Source organism: Streptomyces humidus (assembly GCF_014649655.1).
GTDB classification, from domain to species: Bacteria; Actinomycetota; Actinomycetes; order Streptomycetales; family Streptomycetaceae; genus Streptomyces; species Streptomyces humidus.
In genome coordinates this window covers 133,764-153,988 of record NZ_BMTL01000020.1, presented here as the reverse complement: position 1 = coordinate 153,988, position 20,225 = coordinate 133,764, and the positions used below count along the sequence as shown (strand labels likewise).

Below are 20,225 nucleotides of genomic sequence, written 5' to 3'. Positions count from 1 at the left end.
CCCGCCGGTCAGCCGCGAACGCCCTCCACGGGCCGCCCGGCCGGTCCGCCCTCCCCGGCGGGCCCGACCGCGGCCCCGGCCCAGGACAGGGCCTTCCAGCCGTCCGTGGGCGAGCCCTCCAGGACGACGACGCCGGTGTTGGCGAGGCGGTGCTCCGCGGCGAAGGAGACGTCGACGTTGTGCGCACGGGCCGCCGCCCAGGTGCGGATCGCGGCGCCGTGGCTGACCAGGACGACGGTCCCCGCACCGCTCGCGGCGACCTCGGCGACCACGGCGTCGTAGCGCGCGAGGAACTCGGCTCCGCTCTCCCCGCCCGGCATGCGCAGATCCGCCTCGCCCGCCGCCCAGGCGAACGCCGTGCGCAGGTACAGCTCGCCGTGCTCCGCGTCGCCGCGCAGCGCCTCCAGGTCACCGGCGGAGATCTCCCGGAGTCCGTCGCGGACGACGACGTCGAGGCCGCGGGCGGCGGCCAGCGGGGCGGCCGTGTACTGGGTGCGCACGAGGGTGGAGGCGTAGAGGGCCTCGACGTCCTCGTCGGCCAGGGCCTCGGGCAGGGCGGCGGCCTGTCGTGCGCCGAGTTCGGTGAGGCCCGGGCCGGGGACGGCGGTGTCGAGCAGGTACTCCACGTTGGCGGGGGTCTGGCCGTGACGGACGAGCAGCAGTCGCATGCGGGGACCCTCCGGTGTCGAGACCGTCTCCGCGCCGGAAACGGCCCCTGCAGCGTACCCGCGGCTCCGAGCGCGGATGCCGGCCCCGGCGTCGCGCGGCCGGATCGCACCGCCCGCGCGGAAGCGCGGAAGACCCCGACCGGCACGAGAGACCAGTACTGACGGTCCATCAGTCCATATTCCAGAACGATCTGTCTCATCATGCGATCCTCGGCGTAGCGTGGCGTCAGCGGGGGCCGGGCCGGACCCGGCCCGTCGAGAAGGGGAGCAGCCATGCCGAAAGCCCGGGAGACCGCCGTCTACACGCACGGACACCACGAGTCCGTGCTGCGTTCGCACACCTGGCGGACCGCCGCCAACTCCGCGGCCTATCTGCTCGGCTCGCTGAAGCCCCACATGAAGATCCTGGACATCGGCTGCGGCCCCGGCACCATCACCGCCGACCTGGCCGCCCTGGTGCCCGACGGGCATGTCACCGGCGTCGACCACGCGCCCGGCATCCTGGAGCAGGCCCGCGCCACGGCCCACGGGCGGGGGCTGACCAACGTCGACTTCGCGGTCGCGGACGTGCACGCCCTGGACCACCCCGACGACACGTTCTGCGTCGTCCACGCCCATCAGGTCCTGCAGCACGTGGGAGATCCCGTACAGGCGCTGCGGGAGATGCTGCGGGTGACCAGGCCCGGCGGGTACGTCGCGGTCCGCGACTCGGACTACGCGGCCATGACCTGGCACCCCGCCGCCGCCGGCATGGACGACTGGCTGGACCTGTACCGGCGGGTCGCCCGCGCGGGCGGCGGCGAGCCGGACGCCGGGCGGCGGCTGAAGTCGTGGGCGCTGGCGGCCGGGCTCACCGACATCACGGCCACGTCATCGACCTGGACCTTCAGCACGCCCGAGGAGCGGGCCTGGTGGAGCGGCCTGTGGGCGGACCGCACCCTGGCGTCGGCGTCCGCGCGGCTCGCCACCGACGGCGGACACGCCACGGCGGAGCAGCTGCGCGCGGTGTCGGCCGCCTGGCGGGAGTGGGGGCGGCAGGAGGACGGCTGGTTCGCCGTCCTGCACGGAGAGATCCTGTGCCGGAAGGCCGCCTGACCCTCGCCGTCCCCGCCCCCTGAACGGGAGCGGGAGCGGTGTCGGCGTCGGCGTCGGCGTCGGCCGGACGGGCTCACTCCCGGGGAAGCAGCGGCCCGAGCGGCCCGAGGTCCAGATTGAGGTCCTCCGGCCGCAGGCCGTACCGCTCGCGCAGCTCGGTCATGCGGTCGTCCAGCAGCATCAGGGTGAGCCCGATGCGCTCCTCCTGCTCCTCGCTCAGATCGCCCTGGTCGAAGCGGCGCAGCGCCTGCCGTTCCATCAGCTGGCGCAGCAGCTCCACGACCGTAAGGACGAGTTTGACCAGGTCGCGCTCGACGGTGTCGGGCTCCAGGTCGATGTGGTTGCGCCGGTCCGTCACGGTGACTCCCCCCAGGGCGACGGCACCTGCTCGTTCACCGAGCTGATCAGGGCGTTCAGGTCGATGCGGACGAGGTCGACGTCCGCGATGCGCAGCGTGATGTCGCCCGTGATGACCACTCCCCCGGCGAGCAGCCGGTCGAGCAGGTCCACGAGGGCGACCTCCCGGCGCTCCACGACGGTCATGAGGCCCCCTCACCGACGTCGGCGCCCGCCGACGGCGCCGACGGCGAGGAGTCCCCGGCCGACGAGGGATCCGCGGCCTCCTCCACGAAGGAATAGGCGGCCCAGGGACCGGTGAGTTCGATGCGCATCCCGGGCTCCTCGCCCTTCGTGCGGTCCACGAGTTCCACGAATTCCTCGGATTGCGTGCGCGGCACCAGATAGGCGGCGTTCAGCACGTTCTGTCCGGGCGCCTTGGACAGAGCGGAGTTCTGCGGCGCGTGCAGCCGGGCGCCGTCGGCGTGCGCGGAGAGTGTGGCGTGCAGCCGAGCGGCGAACCGCTCCGCCCGCTGCCGGCTGTCCTCGCGCGCGCTGCTCTGCATACGCCGCTGACGCAGGTAGTCCCGGCCCGAGGCCGGCTTCGCCGTTTCGGCAGGGGCGGCGGGCTCGCGCTCGAGATAGACCTTCACGCCCCACTCGACCCGGCCCTCCAGCCGGTCCAGCGTGCGCAGGAAGTCCGCCTCGCGCTCCTCCATCATCACGCGGACGCCGCTGTCGTCACGGAACACCGTGGCGAGGCGCAGCGGCAGCGGGGTGGTGACGGCCGTCAGCGCGTCGATCACCTGCTGGTGGGCCCGGGCGGTCTCGGTCAGCCAGTCGAGGTCCTCCAGATGCCGGCGCAGGGGCGCTTCGGCGAAGTCCCCCTCCGGGACGTGGCTGACGACCGCGATCAGTCCGTGATGGCTGAGCAGCCGGGGCGGATCGCCCGCCACGCCCTTCAGGGCCGTCTGCAGAGGCGCGCCGAAGGGCCGGCATACGGCGTAGACGTACCGCAGTCCCGTCACGGCGACTCCTTCCTGACGTCACGAGAGCGCTCCTCCCGGACGTCCTCCGGGGCGCGGCCCAGCTCCAGTTCCTCCAGCCGTGCCAGCCGTTCGCGCAACTCGGCGTTCTCACGCGCGAGTTCGTCGCGACGGGCGCCTGAGGACAGCGCCGGGTCGGTCTCCCACCAGTCGATGCCCATCTCCTTCGCCTTGTCGACGGAGGCGACGATGAGGCGGAGCTTGATGGTGAGCAGTTCGATGTCGAGCAGGTTGATCCGGATGTCGCCCGCGATCACGATGCCCTTGTCGAGAACGCGTTCCAGGATGTCGGCGAGGTTGGCGCCGCCGCCCTGGCCGTACGGCTCCGGCATCCTGCTCGACATGCTCATCGGCGACTCCTGCCCTTCGCGGGCTCGGGCTCGTCCTCGGGCTCCTCCTCGTACTCGTCTTCGGTCTCCTCGTACTCGTCCTCGGCGTCCTGCGGCTCACCCTCCTCTTCTTCCTCCTCGTACTCGCCCTCGGGCTCCTCTTCCTCCGTGTCCTCGGCGTCCGGGCCCTCGTCCTCGGCCTCGTACTCCTCATCGTCCCCCGGGCCGCCGTCCGCGGCATCCCGCGCCTCGCCGTCCTCCTCGGGCTCGCCGTTCTCCTCGGTCTCCTCGGACTCCTGGTTCTCCTCCTCCTCGGCGACCGCGTCGTCGTGGGAGCGGACGACCTCGCCGTCGCGGATCTCACCGCGCCAGCTGTCCTGCGCCTCACCCTTGATGGTGATGAAGCGGGCGAAGTTCTTCAGGTCGAGGCGGACACGGCGGCCCTGGGCGCGCCAGATGTTGCCGGTCTTCTCGAACAGGCCCGAGGGGTAGTACTCGATGACCAGCACGACACGGGTGAGGTTCTCGGCCAGCTCGTGGAAGGAGACGACGCCCTTCGTGGTGCCCTTGGCGCCCTCCGACGACCAGGCGATCCGGTCGTCCGGCACCTGTTCGGTGGTCTTGCCCTTCCAGCTGCGGCTGGACCAGAAGATCTTCGCCTGCCAGTCGCTGGTGGTGTCGTCGGCGCGGTTCGCGCTCTTGACGCCCTTGGCGAAGGTGCTGAACTCCTTGTACTGCGTCCACTGGTCGTAGGCGGTGCGCACCGGCACGCCGACGTCGATCGTCTCTATGATCACGGTCGGCTTGTTGCCCGCGCTCTTCTTGCCCTTGCCGCCCTTGCCGCCGCCGAGGTTCTTCAGGGCGCCGGTCACCTTGTCCTTGGCGCGCGAGGCGCCGAGCTCCAGTGCGGAGCGCAGCGGTCCCTTGCCCTCGGCGATCTTCTTGCCGCCGTCCAGGGCGAGTTTGGCGAACCCCGGGCTGTTGCCCTCGGCGATGTCGTTGAGTTTGTTCGTGGTCTCGCCGAGCTTGTTGCCCACGCCGGTGAGCAGCCGTGTGGCCTGGGCGGCGAGGTACTCCTGCACCTCGCCCTTGAGCCGGTCGGCGGCCTCGCTCTGGGCCAGGCCGGAGAGGGGGTTGCTCCCGTCCGCCTTTCCTGCGGCGGACTTCGCGGATCCGAGGGTGTCGGTCATCGGTCACCGCCTCCCTTCGAGCGCCGGGCGCCGGAGGCGGGCCTCGACGCCGTCTTCGCGGCCGTCTTCTGGGCCGACGCGGTCTTCTTCGCGGCCGTCCTGCGGGCCGGAGCCTTCCTGGCGGGCGCCTTCCTCGCGGGGGCCTTCTTGGCAGGCGCCTTCTTGGCCGCCTTGGCCGCCTTCTTCGCCGCCGGCTTCCTCGGCGGCTCCTCGTCCTCGGGCTCCTCCTCGCCCTCTTCCTCGTCCTCGTCCTCGTACTCGTCCTCGGGCTCCTCCTCGGCGTCCTCGGCCTCGTCTTCGGCGTCCTGAGGCTCCTCGTACTCCTCGTCCGCCTCCTGCTCGTCGTCCGCGTCGCCCTGCTCGCCGCCCTTGCCGGGCACGGCGCCGGCGAGCTGGTCGCGCACCTCGGCGGTGCGGCCGTGCAGCCGGTCCGCGAGCGCGTCGATCTGCCGCTCGACCATGGCGCCGGAGGCGGCCTTGCCGACCCCGCGCAGGTCCTGGCGCAGCTGGTCCCCGATCTCCTTGAACTGCGGATTGTCCCGCAGTTGCTGGGAGACCAGATCGGCGATGCCCTTCGGCGTCAGGTTGAGCCGCTTGCCGGCCACCAGCGATCCGACGGCCACCGCCAACTTCAGTTTCCTGGTCCGGCCGAGGAGATATCCGGCCCCGACCGCGAGGCCCAGTCCCATTCGGTTCATCTTGCCGTCCCGTCGTCCGATTGCGTCGTGCCGCGTGCGCTGGTCTCCAGTCGGTCCAGAAGTTCGTCCTCCTGTCGGTCGAACTCCTCCTCCGTGATCTCTCCCGCTTCCAACTGCTGCTCGAGCCGGGAGAGTTCGGCCCGGATCGTGGAGGGGTCGTAGTAGATCCGTTCGGCCTCACTGAGCACCTGCCGGATCACCCATCCACTGCCTCGGACCGGAGCCAACGGCAGCAGGAACACCTCTCCGAGCAGTCCCACGACACACCTACTCTCCGGTGATCGTCTCCGCGGGCTCGGACGGTCCGGGCTCGACGAAGCTGTAGGGCGGAAGCGGCCCGTTGAGGCGCACGTCGAGGTGCGGATGAGCCTGACGCAGCTCATCCACCGCCTCCGCGAAGCGGGCGGCCGCATCCCGGTCGACCAGGAACGACACGTTGGCCAGCCAGCCCGTGGACTCCGGGCCCAGGCCGACGGCCGCCGCGAGCGGCTCCAGGGCATGCTGGACGACGCCCGCGTCCTCGGCCTCCTGGGCCTTGACGGCGGCGGCGACCATCTCGCCGAGCTGCAGCTTCTGCTCGTAACTGCCGCCACCCGTCTTCCGGTTGGCCTCGGCGAGCGCGCGCAGCTCGGGGCTGCCGGCCATGACGTGGTGCAGCACGGCCTCTTCGATGTGCGTCGCCTTGACGTTGTACTCGACCTTGCCGTCGAGGGCCCTCAACCGCTCCTGGTAGTGCTCGGCACGCTCGGCCAGCACGCCGGTCACGGCGCTGTCCTCGGGGGCGACACTGCCGAACCGCATGGGCAGCACGCAGCCGCCGGACCCCGCCTCGGCGAGCACGTTCTGGTGCGCGAGGAGCTCACGGCGCTTGGGGCGCAGCCCTTCCGGCGCGTCGCTCACGACGGCCGCCAGGTCGCCTTCCTTCAGCACCCGCACGGGCATGGGAGGGTCGCCGACTCCGCCCAGTCCCTCGGGAAGGGCAGGGTGCGAGCCCGCGGTGATGCCGTAGACGTAGGTGCTCACTCCTGCTCCTCCTTCCGGCGCGAAGCCGCGGTCTTGCGGGCGCGCGGCCGGGACTCGCGCTCCGCGGAACCGTCGTCGCGCGCCTGCTTGAACGCGTCGGATATCGTCTCGGCAGCTCCGGAGAGGGCGCCCTTGGACTTGCCGCGCGCGCCGGACTCGGTGACCTCGCCGACGATCTCGGGCAGCCCCGGGCTCTTGTTGGGGCCGGACTCCAGGTCCAGCCTGTTGCACGCCTCGGCGAAGCGCAGATAGGTGTCGACGCTGGCCACGACGACACGCACGTCGATCTTGAGGATCTCGATACCGACCAGGGAGACCCGCACGAACGCGTCGATCACGAGCCCCCTGTCGAGGACGAGCTCCAGAACGTCGTAGAGACCGCTCGAGCCGCCTCCGCCACCGGACTGCTGTGCCGGGACTACGGTCATGCCGCCCGCACCTCCTTGCTTCGGGAATTGATCTTGCTTCGGGATCGATCGGAAATGGTCTTCGGCGGCGGCCTAGCGGCCGCCGGCCCGGTGGGCATCGGCCCGCCCGCGCTCGTAACGGCGAACGCGCCGGTAGCCGGTGAGCTGCCCCTCCGGGTCGAGTTCGACCTGGTAGGTCGCCATGAGGCTCATGGTGTCGGGGACCCGTTCCAGTTCGAGTACCTCGACCTCCAGGGACCAGCCGTCCTCCGTCTGGGCGAAGGAGGACACGCTCTCGGCGGTCATGCCGGTGAGTTCCGCCAGCTGGGCACGCGCCTCGCGCAGGACCTCCATGGGGCGCGGCCGGTCGTCCGTCACGATGTGGTCCTCGCCCTTCGTGTCGTCGTCTTCGTCTTCGTCGTCGCGTTCGTCATCGTCGCGTTCGTCGTCGTACCCGTCCTCGTGCTCGCCTTCGGACGCGTCCTCGGACGCAGCACCGGCGGGCTCTTCACCCTCGGGCTCTTCAGCGCCGGGCTCGTCGTCGGACTCTTCGTCGGGCTCTTCACGGTCGGGCTCGCCGGTGTCCGGCTTCTCACCGTCCGGCTCTTCGTCGTCGGCCCCGGCGCTGTCGGCCTCGTCGAGGTCCGCCTCGTCGGTGTCCTGCTCGTCGGCGTCCTGCTCGTCCCTGTGGCGGGCGGGACGCTCGTGCCCGGACCGCCCACGCCCGGACCCTGTCCTGCGGGTGTTCCGTGAAGTCCGCGTACCCGATGTGCTCTGTGTGGATTTCGATGTGCTTCTCGTGTTCGCCATGGCCACCTCTCCTTTCGTGTGGCCGGAAGCCTCATGGCCAAACCTTCACGAGACGTCCAGTGCGGCGAGCCTCCGTCGGGCCGCGTCCAGGGCGCGCCCGCGGCCGGTCAGCGCGGCCCCGCGGCGGGAACGGGCCTGCGAGACAGGCCTGGCCGGCCGGGTGGACGAGAGTGACGGTGTCGTCGCAGACCGTGCGCCGGACCGTGCCGTCCTCCCCGGCCTCCTCGACCTCCTCGGCCTCCCGGTCCGGCTCATCCGCTCCGGACAGTGCTCCCGGGTGTTCTTCCGCGTGAACGGGGGGGCCGGCGGTCCCGTCCGGATGCCGTTCCGGCGTCCGTGACTCCCACGACGGCCGCACCGGCCACCTCGGCACGCACCGCCACCGGCCGGGAAGAGCGCCTCGTCCGGCCGGTGGACGTGCGTACGCGCCCGCCCGTCGGCGCGCTCACGGCGCGATCGACTGCTCCACCAGCAGCCGGGCGGACGCGGCGATCGACTCGGCGTCGATGCCTGCGGCGTGCAGCTGCTCGTCGGGACCGGCCGACCCCGGCATCGTGCGGACCGCGAGACGCGCCAGGCGGGGCGCCGGCCGCCCGTCGAGGAAGGCGTCGAGGACGGCGTCGCCGAGGCCGCCCTGCTCGTGGTGGTCCTCCACGCTCAGCAGACAGCCGGTCTCCTCGGCGGCCCGGCGCAGCGTGTCCCGGTCGACCGGCTTGACCGAGTACAGGTCGATCACCCGCACCGCGACGCCCTCGCCGGCGAGGGCGTCGGCGGCCTTCAGCGCCTCGTGCACGGTGACGCCGGCCGCGACGATCGTCACCCGGTCCCGGCCGGAGGAGCGCAGCACCTTGCTGCCGCCGACCGGGAACTCCTCGTCCGGGCCGTACAGGGCCGGGGCCGCGCCGCGTGAGGTGCGCAGATAGCGGACGCCGTCCAGGTCCGCCATCGCGGCGACGAGCGCGGCGGTCTGGTTGGGGTCGCACGGGTACAGCACGGTGGAGCCGTGCACGGCCCGGAACATCGCCAGGTCCTCCAGGCCCATCTGCGAGGGCCCGTCCTGGCCGATGGCCGTCCCTGCGTGCGAGCCGACCAGGTTGATCCCGGCGCCGCTGACCGCGGCCATGCGGACGAAGTCGTGGGCCCGGGTCAGGAAGGCCGCGAACGTGGAGGCGTACGGCACCCAGCCGCGCGCCGCGAGACCGACCGCGGCGGCGACTAGCTGCTGCTCGGCGATGTAGCACTCGAAGAACCGCTCGGGGTGCGCCTTGGCGAAGACCTCGGCGCGGGTGGAGTCGCTCACCTCGCCGTCCAGGGCGACGACGTCCTCGCGGGCGTCGCCGAGCGCGGCCAGCGCCTTGCCATAGGCGTCCCGGGTGGCCGCCTCCTCGCCCTTGTCCCAGCGGGGCAGGTCCGGGCGTCCGGTCGGGACGGAGTGCAGCGTGCGGGCGTCGGCCGGCTCGTGCACCCGGACCCGCAGGTCACGCACTCCGCCCAGCTCCTCGATCGCCGCGTCGGCGTCGGGGAGCGGCTTGCCGTGCAGGCCCTCGCGGTCCTGGACGGACTCCACGCCCCGGCCCTTGAGGGTGCGGGCGAGGATGACGGTGGGCTGGCCCTTGGTGGAGACCGCCTCGCCGTACGCGCGGTCGACGGCGTCCACGTCGTGCCCGTCGATCTCGACCGTGTGCCAGCCGAACGCCTGGAAACGGCGGGCCCAGGCGTTCAGGTCGTGACCGTGCCGGGTCGGGCCGCGCTGGCCGAGCCGGTTGACGTCGACGATCGCGGTCAGGTTGTCGAGGTGCTCGTGGCCCGCGTGCTCGGCGGCCTCCCACACCGAGCCCTCGGCGAGTTCGCTGTCCCCGCACAGCACCCACACCCGGTAGCCGGTGTGCTCCAGCCGCTTGCCCGAGAGCGCGATGCCGACGCCCACAGGCAGCCCCTGGCCGAGGGAGCCGGTGGCCGTCTCGACCCACGGCAGCCGCCGCGGGGTCGGATGCCCTTCGAGCCGGCTGCCGAGCCTGCGGAAGCTCAGCAGCTCCTCGTCGTCGACGGCGCCGGCGGCCTTGTAGGCGGAGTACAGCAACGGGGAGGCGTGGCCCTTGGACAGGACGAAGCGGTCGTTGCCGGGGTGGGCGGGGCGGTCGAAGTCGTAGCGGAGGTGGTTGGCGAGCAGCACGGCCATCAGGTCCGCGGCCGACATCGACGACGTCGGGTGCCCGGATCCCGCGGCGGCGGAGGCGCGCACGCTGTCCACCCTCAACTGCTGTCCGAGTTCGATGAGTTCGGCGGTGTCCATCGGGCTACCGGTTTCCTTTCGCACGCTCGTCCGCGTCCTCGGCGGGGGCCGGCCGGTTCCTGGCGGGCTCGCCACCCGGCCGGTTCCCGGCAGGTTCGGGGGCTGTCCCGTCGTCCCCCGCGGTGGCCGGCGGTCCGGACGCCGGTCCGGAACTGTGCCGCCCCACCTCCGGTGTGGGCGAGGTGATCGACCGGGAGCCGTCCTCGGGCGACGACTGTCCCGGACGGGGGCCGCCCGCATCGCCTCCGTGCCGTCCCACCTCGGGTGTCGGCGAGGTGATCGACTGGGAGCCGTCCTCCGGGGACGGGTGCCGCTCGCCGGTCCCGCCGGTCGTCTGGTTCTCGTCGTTCACGTCGTTCACGTCGTTCACCTGATTCCTGATCGTGGTGGGTCTTCTCTCGGTCGGCCTCGCCGAGCACGGGCCACACGTCTCACGGGCCTCCGACCGGGTTCGGGCGGCCGTCGTACGAGGGTTTCCGCGTCCCCCTGGCAGGGGCGGCCAAACGCGTGCCGGTTTCCCGCCCGGGCGTCGGGTACCCGGTGCGGGACCCAAGTCACCCAGTCGGAGGTACCCCCATGCCCGAATACGGCTACTTCCTGTCCTGTGAGGAGTTCGGACCCGCTGACCTGGTAGAACAGGCGCGCATGGCCGAACAGGCGGGCTTCCGGGCGCTGTGGATCTCCGACCGCCACCACCCCTGGAACGACGCGCAGGGCCAGAGCCCGTTCGTCTGGTCGGTGATCGGCGCGCTGTCGGAGGGCGGCGGCGGCGCGAAGCCGGTCAGCGGCGGCACGAAGGTCTGTTACGGCGCCGACCGCGACGAGGCCGTCCGTACGGTCCGCCGGCTGTGGTCCAACCAGCTGCTGCCCGGCGAGATGGGCCAGATCCTGCCCACTCCGAGCCACTTCGAGCAGCTGGAGCCGCTGATCAGCGAGGAGATGGTCGGTGAGAACACGGTCTGCGGCGACGACGTGGACGAACACGTCGCCGCGCTCACCGCCTTCGCCGACGCGGGCTTCGACCGGGTCTATGTGAACCAGATCGGCCCGGACCAGCGCGGCTTCTTCGACTTCTACCGGACCGAGGTGCTGCCCCGCCTCCGGTGAGCCGCCTTCCCGGGCGGGCCGGACACGGGGTCCCCGCCCGGGCGCCGGGGCCCCGCGGCGGCTGTGCCGCTGGGCCGTACCCGCCCGCCCGCCGGCCGCCTCACCGGGCGCCGGCGGGCGGACCGAGGAGGGATCGTGTGAAGGATCACCCGGCCGACGCCGCCCCAACTAGGCTCGTGCGCATGGACATTCTGGGAGCCACACTGCGTGTCTGCGTCGACGATCTGGATGCCTCGGCCGCCTTCTACGAGCGGCTGACCGGCACCGCCGCGCTGCGTTTCGAGCGGGGCGGGGTGCGAGTGGCCGCGGTCGGCTGCTTCCTTCTGATGAGCGGGCCCCCGGCCGAGCTGGAGGTGCTGCGCAAGGTGGCGGCGACGATCGCCGTCCCGGACGTCGACGAGGCCCTCAAGACCCTTACCGAGCTGGGCGCGGACGTTCTCGCGGGCCCGGTGCCCACTCCGGTGGGCCGCAATCTCGTCGTGCGGCACCCGGACGGAGCCGTGTACGAGTACGCGGACCGGCGCGGGCGGTGAGCCGTCCGGCGCGCGGCGGAAAATCCGGGTGCGCGCCGGCCGTCCGCCCGTAGAGTCGCTCCTTCGGCAGCCGAACTCGAAGGAGCGACAGTGAGTGAGCAGCACACCTACCGGGTGATCGTCCGCGGCACGTGGGACGGACTCGCCGAGGAGGCCCGTGCCCGGCTCCTCGCCGGGGCCGCCGACCACGGCCTGACGAGCATGCGGTTCACGCAGGAGGGCACGCTGTCCTACGAGCCGTCGCCGTTGAAGCACTTCTCGATGCGCTTCGTGGTGGTCTCGGACGCGGCGGACGGCGAGGAGATGGCGGGCGCGCTCGCCGAGGAGCGCGCCGAGACGACGCTGCGTGCGCTGGGCTACGGCTTCACCGCGCTGAAGTCGACGGTCACCGACCTCGACACCATGAAGATCAACCGGAAGCCCGCATCTCGGCGGTGATCGCCCACCGTTCGTGGTCCCGCCACTCCCCGTCGATGTGGATCATCTTCGGGGAGAACCCCTCGCGCCGGAAGCCGCAGGCGCGGGCCAGGGCGATCGAGGCCGCGTTGCCGGGCTGCACGTTGATCTCCAGCCGGTGCAGCCGCATCGGCCCGAAGGCGTGGCCCACCGCCAGGCCGAGGGCCTCGCGCATCAGCCCGCGTCCGGCCGCGTGCGCGAAGACGCCGTAGCCGAGCGCACCGCACTGGAACGCGCCCTCGACGATGTTGTTGATGTTGACGAATCCGGCGATCGCCCCGTCCTGCCGGGTGCACACGAGGAAGCCGACCTTCGACGGGTCCTCGATCAGCCTGCTCGCGTAGGCCGTGAACGCGTCGGCGGTGGCCGGCGGGGACAGCCACGGGTGATGCAGGTCCCTGCTCTCGCGGACCCGGGCGGTGAACTCGGGGCCGTCCGCGTAGGTGAAGTGGCGCAGCCCGACGCGGGGCCCCTCGGCGAGGTACGCAGATCCGGTGTGCGGCATCCGGACAGCGTACGACGCGGCTATCGCCGCCGTGCCCTGGAGTAGGCGAAGTAGGCCCCGCACAGCGCGCCGATCAGGGCCGTGGCCAGCAGGGCCGTCCACAGCGGCATGGTCACCAGGGGGACCAGCAGCCGGATCTCCGTGGCGCGGGTGTTCCCGAAGATGAAGATCAGGGCGAGGACGGCCAGCACCAGCACGGCGATCCGGCCGGGCGACGCCGCCCCACCCAGGCCGCTGCTCTTCCCGCCGCTGTCCGCGGCCGAGGTCTTCGAGGTCTTCGGGCTCATGGGACAAGCGTGGGCCGGGAGTCCTCCGCTCGCGCGGTGAGGCTGCCCTCCGGGTGACGCTGCCGCGGGGTCAGCGCAGCGCCGGGGCGTCGAGGGTGAGCGTGCCCTCGTCCGCGTCGAGTACGGCACCCACGCCGAAGGGCACGGTCAGCGCGCCCTCGCAGTGCCCGAAGCCGAGCTCCTCGACCACGGGGACGCCGAGGCCGCCGAGCCGGTCGGCCAGGACCGGACGCAGTTCCGCGTAGGGGCCGCACCGGTCCCAGGAGCCGAGCGCGACGCCGGCGACGCCGTCCAGCCATCCGGTGCGCAGGAGTTGGGTCAGGGCCCGGTCCACACGGTACGGCGGCTCGCCCACGTCCTCGATCAGCAGCAGCCCGCCCCGGGCGCCGGCCCGGGAGTGCGGGGTTCCGCAGCCGGTGGCGAGCAGTGTCAGACAGCCGCCCAGGGTGACGCCCCGCGCCCGGCCCGGAGCCAGGGGGACGCCGGCGGAGCGGAGCGTGCGGACGGTCTCGGGAGCGAAGAGGGTGGCCCTGAGGTGGTCCTGTGCGCGGGCGTTCTTGACGAAGTCGATGCCCGCGGCCACCGGTCCGTAGAGCGTGGCGAGACCCAGACGGAAGGCGAACGCCTCGTGCAGGGCGGTGCTGTCGCTGAAGCCGACGAACACCTTCGGGCCGGCCGCCCGCATCGCGTCCCAGTCGAGCAGGTCGACGACGCGCTGGGCGCCGTAACCGCCGCGTGCGCACAGCACGGCGTCGACGCCCGGGTCGCACCAGGCATGCTGCAGGTCGGCCGCCCGGTCGGCGTCGGCGCCCGCGAGGTGGGGCAGGCTGCGGTGCCGGTCCAGGACATGGGGCGCGACCACCGGGTCGAGGTCCCAGCCGCGCAGCAGGTCGAGGCCGGCCTGCAGCCGCTCCTCCGCCACCGGCCCGCTGGGCGCGACGACCGCGACCCGGGCGCCGGGGGCCAGTCGCGACGGCCGTAGGAGTTCCTTCACCGCACATGCTCCCCGCTCGCCGCACCGGGCGGATCCAGCCCGAGGACCTGAGCGTACAGCGACAGCCCGGCCACCAGGGCACCGACCGCAGTCGCCCCGCCGGAAGCCGCGCCCCACCGCTCCACTGCTCCACCGCTCCACTGCGAGGTACGCGGGCGGAACCGGCCGCCCTGCGCCCCACTGCCCGCGCGGTCGCTCCCGGCACTGCCCCGCCGTCTCCGGCCGACCCCCCGTCATCGGCCTCGGCCGCCCCGGTGCCCAGCGAGGTGACGCAGGCGCTCTCCCCGGGGCAGGACCGGCGGCTCGTTCCCGTCCGCCTAGGCCGTCCGCAGGAACCGGTCGAGGACGCGGACGCCGAAGTGCAGCGCCTCGACCGGGACCCGTTCGTCCACGCCGTGGAAGAGCGCCTGGTAGTCGAAGCCCTCGGGGAGCTTCAGCGGCGCGAAGCCGTAGCCGGTGATCCCGAGCCGCGAGAACTGCTTGGCGTCCGTGCCGCCCGACATGCAGTACGGCACCACGTGGCCCTCGGGCGCGAACTCCTCGACGGCGGCGCGCATCCGGGCGTACAGCGGCGCGTCCACCGGTGCCTGGAGGGCGACTTCGCGATGGTGGAACTCCCAGTCGACGTCGGGGCCGGTGAGTTCGTCGAGGGTGGAGCGGAACTCGTCCTCCGTGCCCGCGAGATACCGGCCGTCCACGAAGGCGGCGGCCTCTCCCGGGATCACGTTGATCTTGTAACCGGCGGTCAGCATGGTGGGGTTGGCGCTGTTGCGCACGGTCGCCTCGACGAGGGCGGCGGCCGGGCCCAGCTTGTCCAGCAGGGCGTCGACGTCGTCGAGGTCGCCGTCGACGCCGTACAGCGCGGCCAGTTCGGAGAGCGCGGCGGCGACGGTCGGCGTGAGCCGGGGCGGCCAGACGTGCTCGCCGATGCGGGCGACGGCCGCGGCCAGCCGGGTCACCGCGTTCTCCCGGTTGACCTTGGATCCGTGGCCGGCGCGTCCTCGCGCGGTGAGCTTCAGCCAGCCGGTGCCGCGCTCGCCCGCGGCGATGGGGTAGATCTCGCGTCCGGCGCCGTCGTGGAAGGTGAACGCGCCCGATTCGCCGATGGCCTCGGTGCAGCCGTCGAACAGGTGCGGATGGCGGTCGGCGAGGAAGCCGGATCCGTCCTCGGCGCTGGCCTCCTCGTCGGCGGTGAAGGCGATGACGAGGTCGCGCCGGGGCCGCACGCCCTGCCGGGCCCAGGCCCGCAGCACGGCCAGGATCATCGCGTCCATGTTCTTCATGTCGACCGCGCCGCGCCCCCACACGACCCCGTCGCGCACCTCCCCGGAGAACGGGTGCACGCTCCAGTCGGCGGCCTCGGCGGGGACGACGTCCAGATGGCCGTGGACGAGCAGCGCGTCGGCGGACGGGTCGGCGCCCTCGACGCGCGCGACGACGTTGGTGCGCCCCGGGGCGCGTTCGAGCAGCGTGGGCTCGATGCCCGTCTCGGCCAGCAGCGCGGCGGCGTACTCGGCGGCGGGCCGCTCGCGGCAGTCCCCGCCGCCCCGGTTGGTGGTGTCGATGCGGATGAGGTCGGAGGTGAACCGGACGGCCTCGTCCCGCGCCTGCGCGTCAGCCATGCTGCTCCTGCTCGTCTTCCCGCTGCTTCCCGCTGCTTTCCCGCTTCTCCGGCCGCTCCCGGGCACTCAGCCGTACTGCTCCTCGATCGCGGCCGACACGATCGTGGTGACCGCCTTGAAGGTGCGGATCCCCTCGTACATGGTGCCGCTGGTGTACGCGGCCTTCCGTTCGCCGACGCGGGCGACGCCGGGCACGACGGTGGCCGCCGCCGCGAGGTGCTCGGCGTCGAACTCCACCGTCACGGTGAACGGCCCTGCGGACACCGGTTCCTGACGGACCGCCAGCGTCGTCGCCGTCTTCGCCGCGGCCCGGATGTCGGCGGCGGTGCGGGCCGGGGTGCGGCACACGGCGGCGTAGCGCGAGACATGGTCCTTGACGGCGACCTTCAGCGCCTCGGGCGCGTAGCCGAGCGCGTCCTCGCAGGCCACGTCGTCGCCGGTGACCAGGACGACCGGCACGCCGTACTCGGCGACGACCCGGGCGTTGAGCAGACCCTCACTGGCGCGCACGTCGTTCAGCCAGACGCCGGTGATGGAGTTGGCGAGGTAGGTGTGGGCGAGGACGCCCTCGGCTCCGGCTCCCGCGTGGTAGCCGACGAACGCGATGCCGTCGACGTCTCCGTGCTGGACGCCCTCCACCATGGAGAGGGCCTTGTGCCGGCCGGTGAGCATCTCGACCCGCTCGTCGAGCCGTTCGAGGAGCAGGTTGCGCATCGTCCAGTGGGCCTCGTTGACCAGGACCTCGTCCGCCCCGCCGTCGAAGAAGCCGCGGGCGGCGGCGTCGACGTCCGAGGTGAACATCGCCCGGCAGCGCTCCCACTGCGGAGTCCCGGGCAGCACGTCGGCGGGCCACGTGACGCCGGTGGCGCCCTCCATGTCGGCGCTGATGAGGATCTTCACGTACGCCCCCTGCCGTCTCCGGGCCGCCGCCGTCCGGGACGCCCGCTCGAGGAGGTCCGAGCCTAACCGGACGCCCCGCACGAGGAGACGTCGGCGCTCCGACCGGAAGGGTGTGGTGATCCCGGCGCACGCGCCGGCACGACAGCGCGTGCGCCGGCCGAGGACATGGACGGCGTCCGGACGGGGACCTGCCGTGACCGCGCACCCGGCTCGGCCTCCGGAGCGCTTCGGGGCCGACCGGTCGCAGCCGCGCGCCGTCGCCCACCGCATGCTCGCCCGCTCGGCGAGGCCGAGGACACCGCACGGGGGCAGGGGACGTCTCGCGGCTCCTCATCAGGGGGCTCGTGCGTTGTTCCCTCTCCCTGACAGGGCGCGGCACGGGGCGGTGCGGTGCGCAGGCGCGACAGGCGTCGGCACCGCTCTCGCGTGCGGGCGGTCACGCCTCCCCGGCGACCACGAACCACTGGGACGGCAGCTCGATCCGGGTGCCGTCCGGCGCGAACTCGATGGTGGTGAGAGGCAGTTCGCCGGACGCCAGCACGATGAGCCCGGCGGTGCGCAGATACCCGGGCACCGCTCGTCGGCGACCTCGCCGGGGGCGATGCCGTGCCGCAGGACCGGCGCCGGCTTCGGCGGCGGACCGGCCGGGCTCTGCGCCAGGGCGCCGAGGACGGGACGGGCGGCCTCCGACAGTTCCACGAGGAAGGCCCGCCCGCGCCGGCCCGTCAGCGCGGCGATCCCGTCCACCAGCGCCTGCCGGTCGGCGGGCTCGCACTGGTGCAGTACGCCCCGCATGGAGACGTTCGCGTCTCCCACCTCGGCGTGCAGGGCCTCGGCCTGGCCCTTCTCCGCCGCGTCCAGCTGCCGGTAGGCGTCGCCGTGGGCGGGATCCGCGCGGCGGGCGTGGTCGAGGGCCGCGGCGGACAGGTCGGCGCCGATCACCTGGGCGAAGCACTCCTCGAAGTACCGGGTCTGGGTGCCGTTGCCGCAGCCGAGGTCCACCAACGGCATTGCGGTGTCCGCCAGATGGGGCTCGAAGAGGGCGAGGTGCAGGGCGGCCGTCACCTTCGGGTCCGCGTCCCAGAACACACCGCCGGGCTCCTCCGGGGCCTCCCGCCAGAAACCCTCCCACGCCGCCCGGTACCGACTCGCCACGCCCATGCCCAACTCCCCACAAAGCACAGCCGATCCGCCGTAAGCGACGGGCGAGTACGGTCTATCGCTCCCCGGTGGCCGCTACAAGCGCGGTGCACGTTCCTTCACACGGCGTCCGGGATCCGCACGCCGTCGCGCCCCGGCCGGGCGGCAGCGAACAACGGCACGGGAGCGTTCAACGGCGCGGGAGCCTTCAGCAGCGCGGCAGCGTCAGCTCGAACCAGACCGACTTCCCCTCCGCCGTACGGCTGGCGCCCCACTCCCGGGCCAGCACGCTCACCACGCGCAACCCCCGCCCGGCCTCGTCGCCGGGTCCGGCGCTCAGCAGGTTCGGCAGTTCGTGGTCGTCGTCCTCGACCTCGCACAGCAGGGTGTCGCCGCGGACGAGGCGCAGCGCCACGGGGCGGCGGCGGGAGTGCCGGACGGCGTTGGTGACGAGCTCGCTCACCATGAGCGCGGCCGGGTCGGCGAGTGAGCGCAGGCCCCAGTCGTGGAGTTGCTCGCGGACCGCGGCGCGGGCCCGTGCGACCTCGGCCGGGTCGGGAGCGAGGCGCCATTCGGCTACGTCGCCGGGTTCGATGCCGCCGAGCCGGGCCATGAGCAGAGCGACGTCGTCCTTGCGGTCGCCGCGGCCGGCCCGGGAGAAAGTCGCGGCCAGGGCGCGGACGATGGTGTCGCAGGCGTCGTCCATGGAGGCGGCCGGATGGGCGGCGGACTCGCACAGGGCCGCCAGGCCCACGCCGATGTCCTCGCCGCGCATCTCCACCAGCCCGTCGGTGCACATCACCAGCCGGTCCCCCGGCGCCACGCGGACCCGGACGGCCTCGAAGGGGACCCCGCCGACGCCGATGGGCGCGCCGGTGGGCAGGTCGAGCAGCTCGCTGCGGCCGTCGGCGGCGCGCACCAGCACGGGTGGGATGTGGCCCGCGTTGGCGAGCAGCAGCTCGCTCGCGATCGGGTCGTAGACGGCGTACAGGCAGGTCGCGAGATAGGTGTCGCCCAGCCGTTGCGCCAGGTCGTCGAGGTTGCGCAGGAGTTGGGCGGGCGGCAGGTCGAGGGCGGCCATGGTCTGGACGGCCGTGCGCAACTGGCCCATCATGGCGGCGGAGTTGAGGCCGTGGCCCATGACGTCGCCGACGACGAGCGCGGTGCGCGCGCCGGGCAGCTTCACCGAGTCGAACCAGTCCCCGCCGATCCGTCCGAGCAGCGTGCCCGGCAGATAGCGGGTGGCGAGGTCGCAGCCCGCCCTGCGTGGCGGGATGTGCGGCAGCATGCTGTCCTGGAGGGTCTCCGCGACGCTCTCCTGGTGGGTGTACATGCGCGCGTTGTCGAGCACGAGGCCCGCTCGGGCGGCGAGTTCGGCGCCCGTGACCCGGTCCATGTCGTTGAAGAGGGCGCGCTCGGGGTGGCGCAGCAGGATCATGAAGCCGAGGACGACGTGTCGGGCCTTGAGCGGGACGACGAGCATGGAGCGGCCGGTGATCAGGGGCCGGATGTCCCGTTTCTCGAACTGCAAGGCGATGGCGTGGCCCATCTGCTCGCTGATCCGGGGCACCAGGACGGGCTCGCCGGTGGTCATGCACTGGAAGAACGGGGTGTGCGCGGGAAACGGCATGACCTCGCCCACGGGCACGACGTCGTCCCAGCGGCCGGGTTCGTCGGTGTGCTCGAGGGCGACGCGGTGCCACAGGGTCGTGGTGTCGGGCACGCCGTCGGGGAACCCCTCGCCGGCGACGACCTGTTCGCGCAGATAGGTGCCGGCGACGTCGGCGAAGCGCGGGACGACGGCCCGGCTGACCTCGACGATGGTACGGGACAGGTCGAGGGAGGTGCCGATCTTCCCGCTGACCTCGTTGAGGAACTCCAGCCGTTCACGGACGGCGGCGTGCTCGAGGTCCTCGCCCTCGTCGGGCTGGTCCTGCGGTAAGGGCAGCCCTTCGGCGGCGGCGCGGGCGGCGCGCTCGCGGCGCGCCCGGCGTTCGACGCGCCGGGCCACGCCCCGGTCAGGGGTCACGGGGATGCGGTCGTTCTGGCTGAACTCGATGACGGGGTAGCCGAGTTCGAGGACCTGGGCGACGATGCGGGCGCCTTCCCCGACGCTCATGCTGGGCAGGATCTCGGGCAGTCGGCGGGCGAGTTCCTCGGCGCCGGGAAAGTCGGTGTGCAGGGCGAAGCCGGGCGCGATGCGTTCGACGGCGGCGGGGGCCGCCGGGTCCTGCGGGCGCAGGGCCGTCGCGTCGGCGGCCAGCACCAGCAGCCGTTCCGTACCCGGTCCGACCAGCGGATAGGCCCACCACAGCACGTCGGCGCGGTCGTGGCCGCCGTCCAGCGCGGGCACCGTCAGCCGGGCCCGTCCGGCGGCCGGGTACCCGAGCCCGCGGTCGAGGGAGGAGTCCAGGCCGGGCCCGATGCCGTCGTAGGCGGCGTACCCGCCTCGGGCGTCTTCGGCGAAGTCGTCCTCGGGCTCGGGGAGCGCGCCGGAGACGGGGAGCAGGTCGATGGCCGGCTGCCCGATCGCCTCCTCCTTGGCGACGCCGAAGAGCCGGCGCGCACCGGCGCTCCAGTGGGAGACGAGGCCCTCGCGGTCCACCACGACCACGGCCAGCGGGACGCGCCCGGCGTCGGCGGAACCGCCCCCGCCCTCCGGGCGCGACCATCCCGTCCCGGCTCGGCCCGTCGCTTCGCTCCCGGCTCCGCGGCGGGGAGTCGCGTCCCTCTCGGTGCCACGGTCCATGGCGCAGGCCCTCTCTCCCCAGAGCTGTGCAAGATCT

General features: G+C 73.0%; 24 protein-coding genes and 1 pseudogene. 5 read left to right on the top strand and 20 right to left on the bottom strand.

Annotated features, from left to right (window positions below; genetic code table 11):
- Positions 1-8: 8 nt before the first annotated feature.
- Positions 9-668 (bottom strand): histidine phosphatase family protein, encoded by a 660-nt coding sequence (locus tag IE239_RS23635; RefSeq protein ID WP_190151372.1) that lies wholly within the window; start codon positions 666-668, stop codon positions 9-11.
- Between the two features lie 273 nt (positions 669-941).
- Here IE239_RS23635 and IE239_RS23630 point away from each other — a divergent pair, with 273 nt between their 5' ends.
- On the top strand, positions 942-1,763 hold the full coding sequence (locus IE239_RS23630; protein WP_190151371.1) for a class I SAM-dependent methyltransferase: 822 nt from the start codon (positions 942-944) through the stop codon (positions 1,761-1,763).
- A gap of 73 nt (positions 1,764-1,836) precedes the next feature.
- On the opposite strand, the gene IE239_RS23625 is transcribed toward IE239_RS23630, so the two are convergent.
- The 10 genes from IE239_RS23625 to IE239_RS23580 form a co-directional block, all read right to left on the bottom strand.
- Positions 1,837-2,121: a gas vesicle protein K gene (locus IE239_RS23625; RefSeq protein WP_190151370.1), complete on the bottom strand. Its 285-nt coding sequence runs from the start codon at positions 2,119-2,121 to the stop codon at positions 1,837-1,839.
- The gene (locus IE239_RS23620) at positions 2,118-2,306 is read right to left on the bottom strand and encodes a gas vesicle protein (protein WP_054241593.1); all 189 of its coding nucleotides are present in this window, start codon (positions 2,304-2,306) and stop codon (positions 2,118-2,120) included. Before IE239_RS23620 ends, IE239_RS23625 begins: the two co-directional genes overlap by 4 nt.
- Positions 2,303-3,127, bottom strand: coding sequence for a GvpL/GvpF family gas vesicle protein (locus IE239_RS23615; protein WP_190151369.1), 825 nt, complete (start codon positions 3,125-3,127; stop codon positions 2,303-2,305). The genes IE239_RS23620 and IE239_RS23615 overlap by 4 nt, the downstream gene beginning before the upstream one ends.
- Positions 3,124-3,495 (bottom strand): gas vesicle protein, encoded by a 372-nt coding sequence (locus tag IE239_RS23610; RefSeq protein ID WP_190151368.1) that lies wholly within the window; start codon positions 3,493-3,495, stop codon positions 3,124-3,126. Before IE239_RS23610 ends, IE239_RS23615 begins: the two co-directional genes overlap by 4 nt.
- Positions 3,492-4,664, bottom strand: a complete 1,173-nt coding sequence (locus IE239_RS23605) for an SRPBCC family protein (protein WP_190151367.1) — start codon at positions 4,662-4,664, stop codon at positions 3,492-3,494. Before IE239_RS23605 ends, IE239_RS23610 begins: the two co-directional genes overlap by 4 nt.
- On the bottom strand, positions 4,661-5,362 hold the full coding sequence (locus IE239_RS23600; RefSeq protein ID WP_190151366.1) for a DNA primase: 702 nt from the start codon (positions 5,360-5,362) through the stop codon (positions 4,661-4,663). The genes IE239_RS23605 and IE239_RS23600 overlap by 4 nt, the downstream gene beginning before the upstream one ends.
- Positions 5,359-5,622: a gas vesicle protein GvpG gene (locus IE239_RS23595; protein ID WP_190151365.1), complete on the bottom strand. Its 264-nt coding sequence runs from the start codon at positions 5,620-5,622 to the stop codon at positions 5,359-5,361. The genes IE239_RS23600 and IE239_RS23595 overlap by 4 nt, the downstream gene beginning before the upstream one ends.
- Positions 5,623-5,629: 7 nt before the next feature.
- The gene (locus tag IE239_RS23590) at positions 5,630-6,385 is read right to left on the bottom strand and encodes a GvpL/GvpF family gas vesicle protein (protein WP_190151364.1); all 756 of its coding nucleotides are present in this window, start codon (positions 6,383-6,385) and stop codon (positions 5,630-5,632) included.
- Positions 6,382-6,813 (bottom strand): gas vesicle structural protein GvpA, encoded by a 432-nt coding sequence (locus IE239_RS23585; RefSeq protein WP_190151363.1) that lies wholly within the window; start codon positions 6,811-6,813, stop codon positions 6,382-6,384. Before IE239_RS23585 ends, IE239_RS23590 begins: the two co-directional genes overlap by 4 nt.
- A 72-nt stretch (positions 6,814-6,885) precedes the next feature.
- The gene (locus IE239_RS23580; protein WP_190151408.1) at positions 6,886-7,173 is read right to left on the bottom strand and encodes a gas vesicle protein GvpO; all 288 of its coding nucleotides are present in this window, start codon (positions 7,171-7,173) and stop codon (positions 6,886-6,888) included.
- Between IE239_RS23580 and IE239_RS23575 the strand changes: the two genes are divergently transcribed.
- Positions 7,174-7,545, top strand: a complete 372-nt coding sequence (locus IE239_RS23575; RefSeq protein ID WP_190151412.1) for a hypothetical protein — start codon at positions 7,174-7,176, stop codon at positions 7,543-7,545.
- 502 nt (positions 7,546-8,047) lie between these two features.
- Here IE239_RS23575 and IE239_RS23570 read toward each other — a convergent pair.
- The gene (locus IE239_RS23570; protein WP_190151362.1) at positions 8,048-9,895 is read right to left on the bottom strand and encodes a transketolase; all 1,848 of its coding nucleotides are present in this window, start codon (positions 9,893-9,895) and stop codon (positions 8,048-8,050) included.
- A gap of 4 nt (positions 9,896-9,899) precedes the next feature.
- On the bottom strand, positions 9,900-10,256 hold the full coding sequence (locus IE239_RS23565; protein WP_190151361.1) for a hypothetical protein: 357 nt from the start codon (positions 10,254-10,256) through the stop codon (positions 9,900-9,902).
- A 215-nt stretch (positions 10,257-10,471) separates the two neighbouring features.
- Here IE239_RS23565 and IE239_RS23560 point away from each other — a divergent pair, with 215 nt between their 5' ends.
- From IE239_RS23560 to IE239_RS23550, 3 genes are all read left to right on the top strand, one after another.
- A complete protein-coding gene (locus IE239_RS23560) occupies positions 10,472-11,002 on the top strand; it encodes an LLM class flavin-dependent oxidoreductase (protein WP_190151360.1) in 531 nt (176 codons plus the stop codon).
- A 182-nt stretch (positions 11,003-11,184) separates the two neighbouring features.
- Positions 11,185-11,535 carry a VOC family protein gene (locus IE239_RS23555; protein WP_190151359.1) on the top strand — a complete coding sequence of 117 codons (351 nt, stop codon included), beginning with the start codon at positions 11,185-11,187 and terminating at the stop codon, positions 11,533-11,535.
- 90 nt (positions 11,536-11,625) lie between these two features.
- Entirely contained in the window at positions 11,626-11,973 is a 348-nt protein-coding gene (locus IE239_RS23550; RefSeq protein WP_190151358.1) for a DUF6204 family protein, read from the top strand.
- On the opposite strand, the gene IE239_RS23545 is transcribed toward IE239_RS23550, so the two are convergent.
- The 7 genes and pseudogenes from IE239_RS23545 to IE239_RS23515 form a co-directional block, all read right to left on the bottom strand.
- Positions 11,945-12,496, bottom strand: coding sequence for a GNAT family N-acetyltransferase (locus IE239_RS23545; protein ID WP_190151357.1), 552 nt, complete (start codon positions 12,494-12,496; stop codon positions 11,945-11,947). The genes IE239_RS23550 and IE239_RS23545 overlap by 29 nt on opposite strands.
- 20 nt (positions 12,497-12,516) lie before the next feature.
- The gene (locus IE239_RS23540; RefSeq protein ID WP_190151356.1) at positions 12,517-12,783 is read right to left on the bottom strand and encodes a LapA family protein; all 267 of its coding nucleotides are present in this window, start codon (positions 12,781-12,783) and stop codon (positions 12,517-12,519) included.
- Positions 12,784-12,853: 70 nt separating this feature from the next.
- The gene (locus IE239_RS23535; protein ID WP_190151355.1) at positions 12,854-13,777 is read right to left on the bottom strand and encodes a S66 peptidase family protein; all 924 of its coding nucleotides are present in this window, start codon (positions 13,775-13,777) and stop codon (positions 12,854-12,856) included.
- Between the two features lie 317 nt (positions 13,778-14,094).
- Complete coding sequence (locus IE239_RS23530) at positions 14,095-15,399, bottom strand: M20/M25/M40 family metallo-hydrolase (protein ID WP_190151354.1); 1,305 nt, start codon at positions 15,397-15,399, stop codon at positions 14,095-14,097.
- Positions 15,400-15,465: 66 nt separating this feature from the next.
- Positions 15,466-16,299 carry a M55 family metallopeptidase gene (locus IE239_RS23525; RefSeq protein WP_190151353.1) on the bottom strand — a complete coding sequence of 278 codons (834 nt, stop codon included), beginning with the start codon at positions 16,297-16,299 and terminating at the stop codon, positions 15,466-15,468.
- Between the two features lie 436 nt (positions 16,300-16,735).
- A pseudogene (locus IE239_RS23520) lies at positions 16,736-17,460 on the bottom strand (class I SAM-dependent methyltransferase).
- Positions 17,461-17,647: 187 nt separating this feature from the next.
- Entirely contained in the window at positions 17,648-20,188 is a 2,541-nt protein-coding gene (locus IE239_RS23515) for a SpoIIE family protein phosphatase (protein WP_190151352.1), read from the bottom strand.
- Positions 20,189-20,225: the final 37 nt, after the last annotated feature.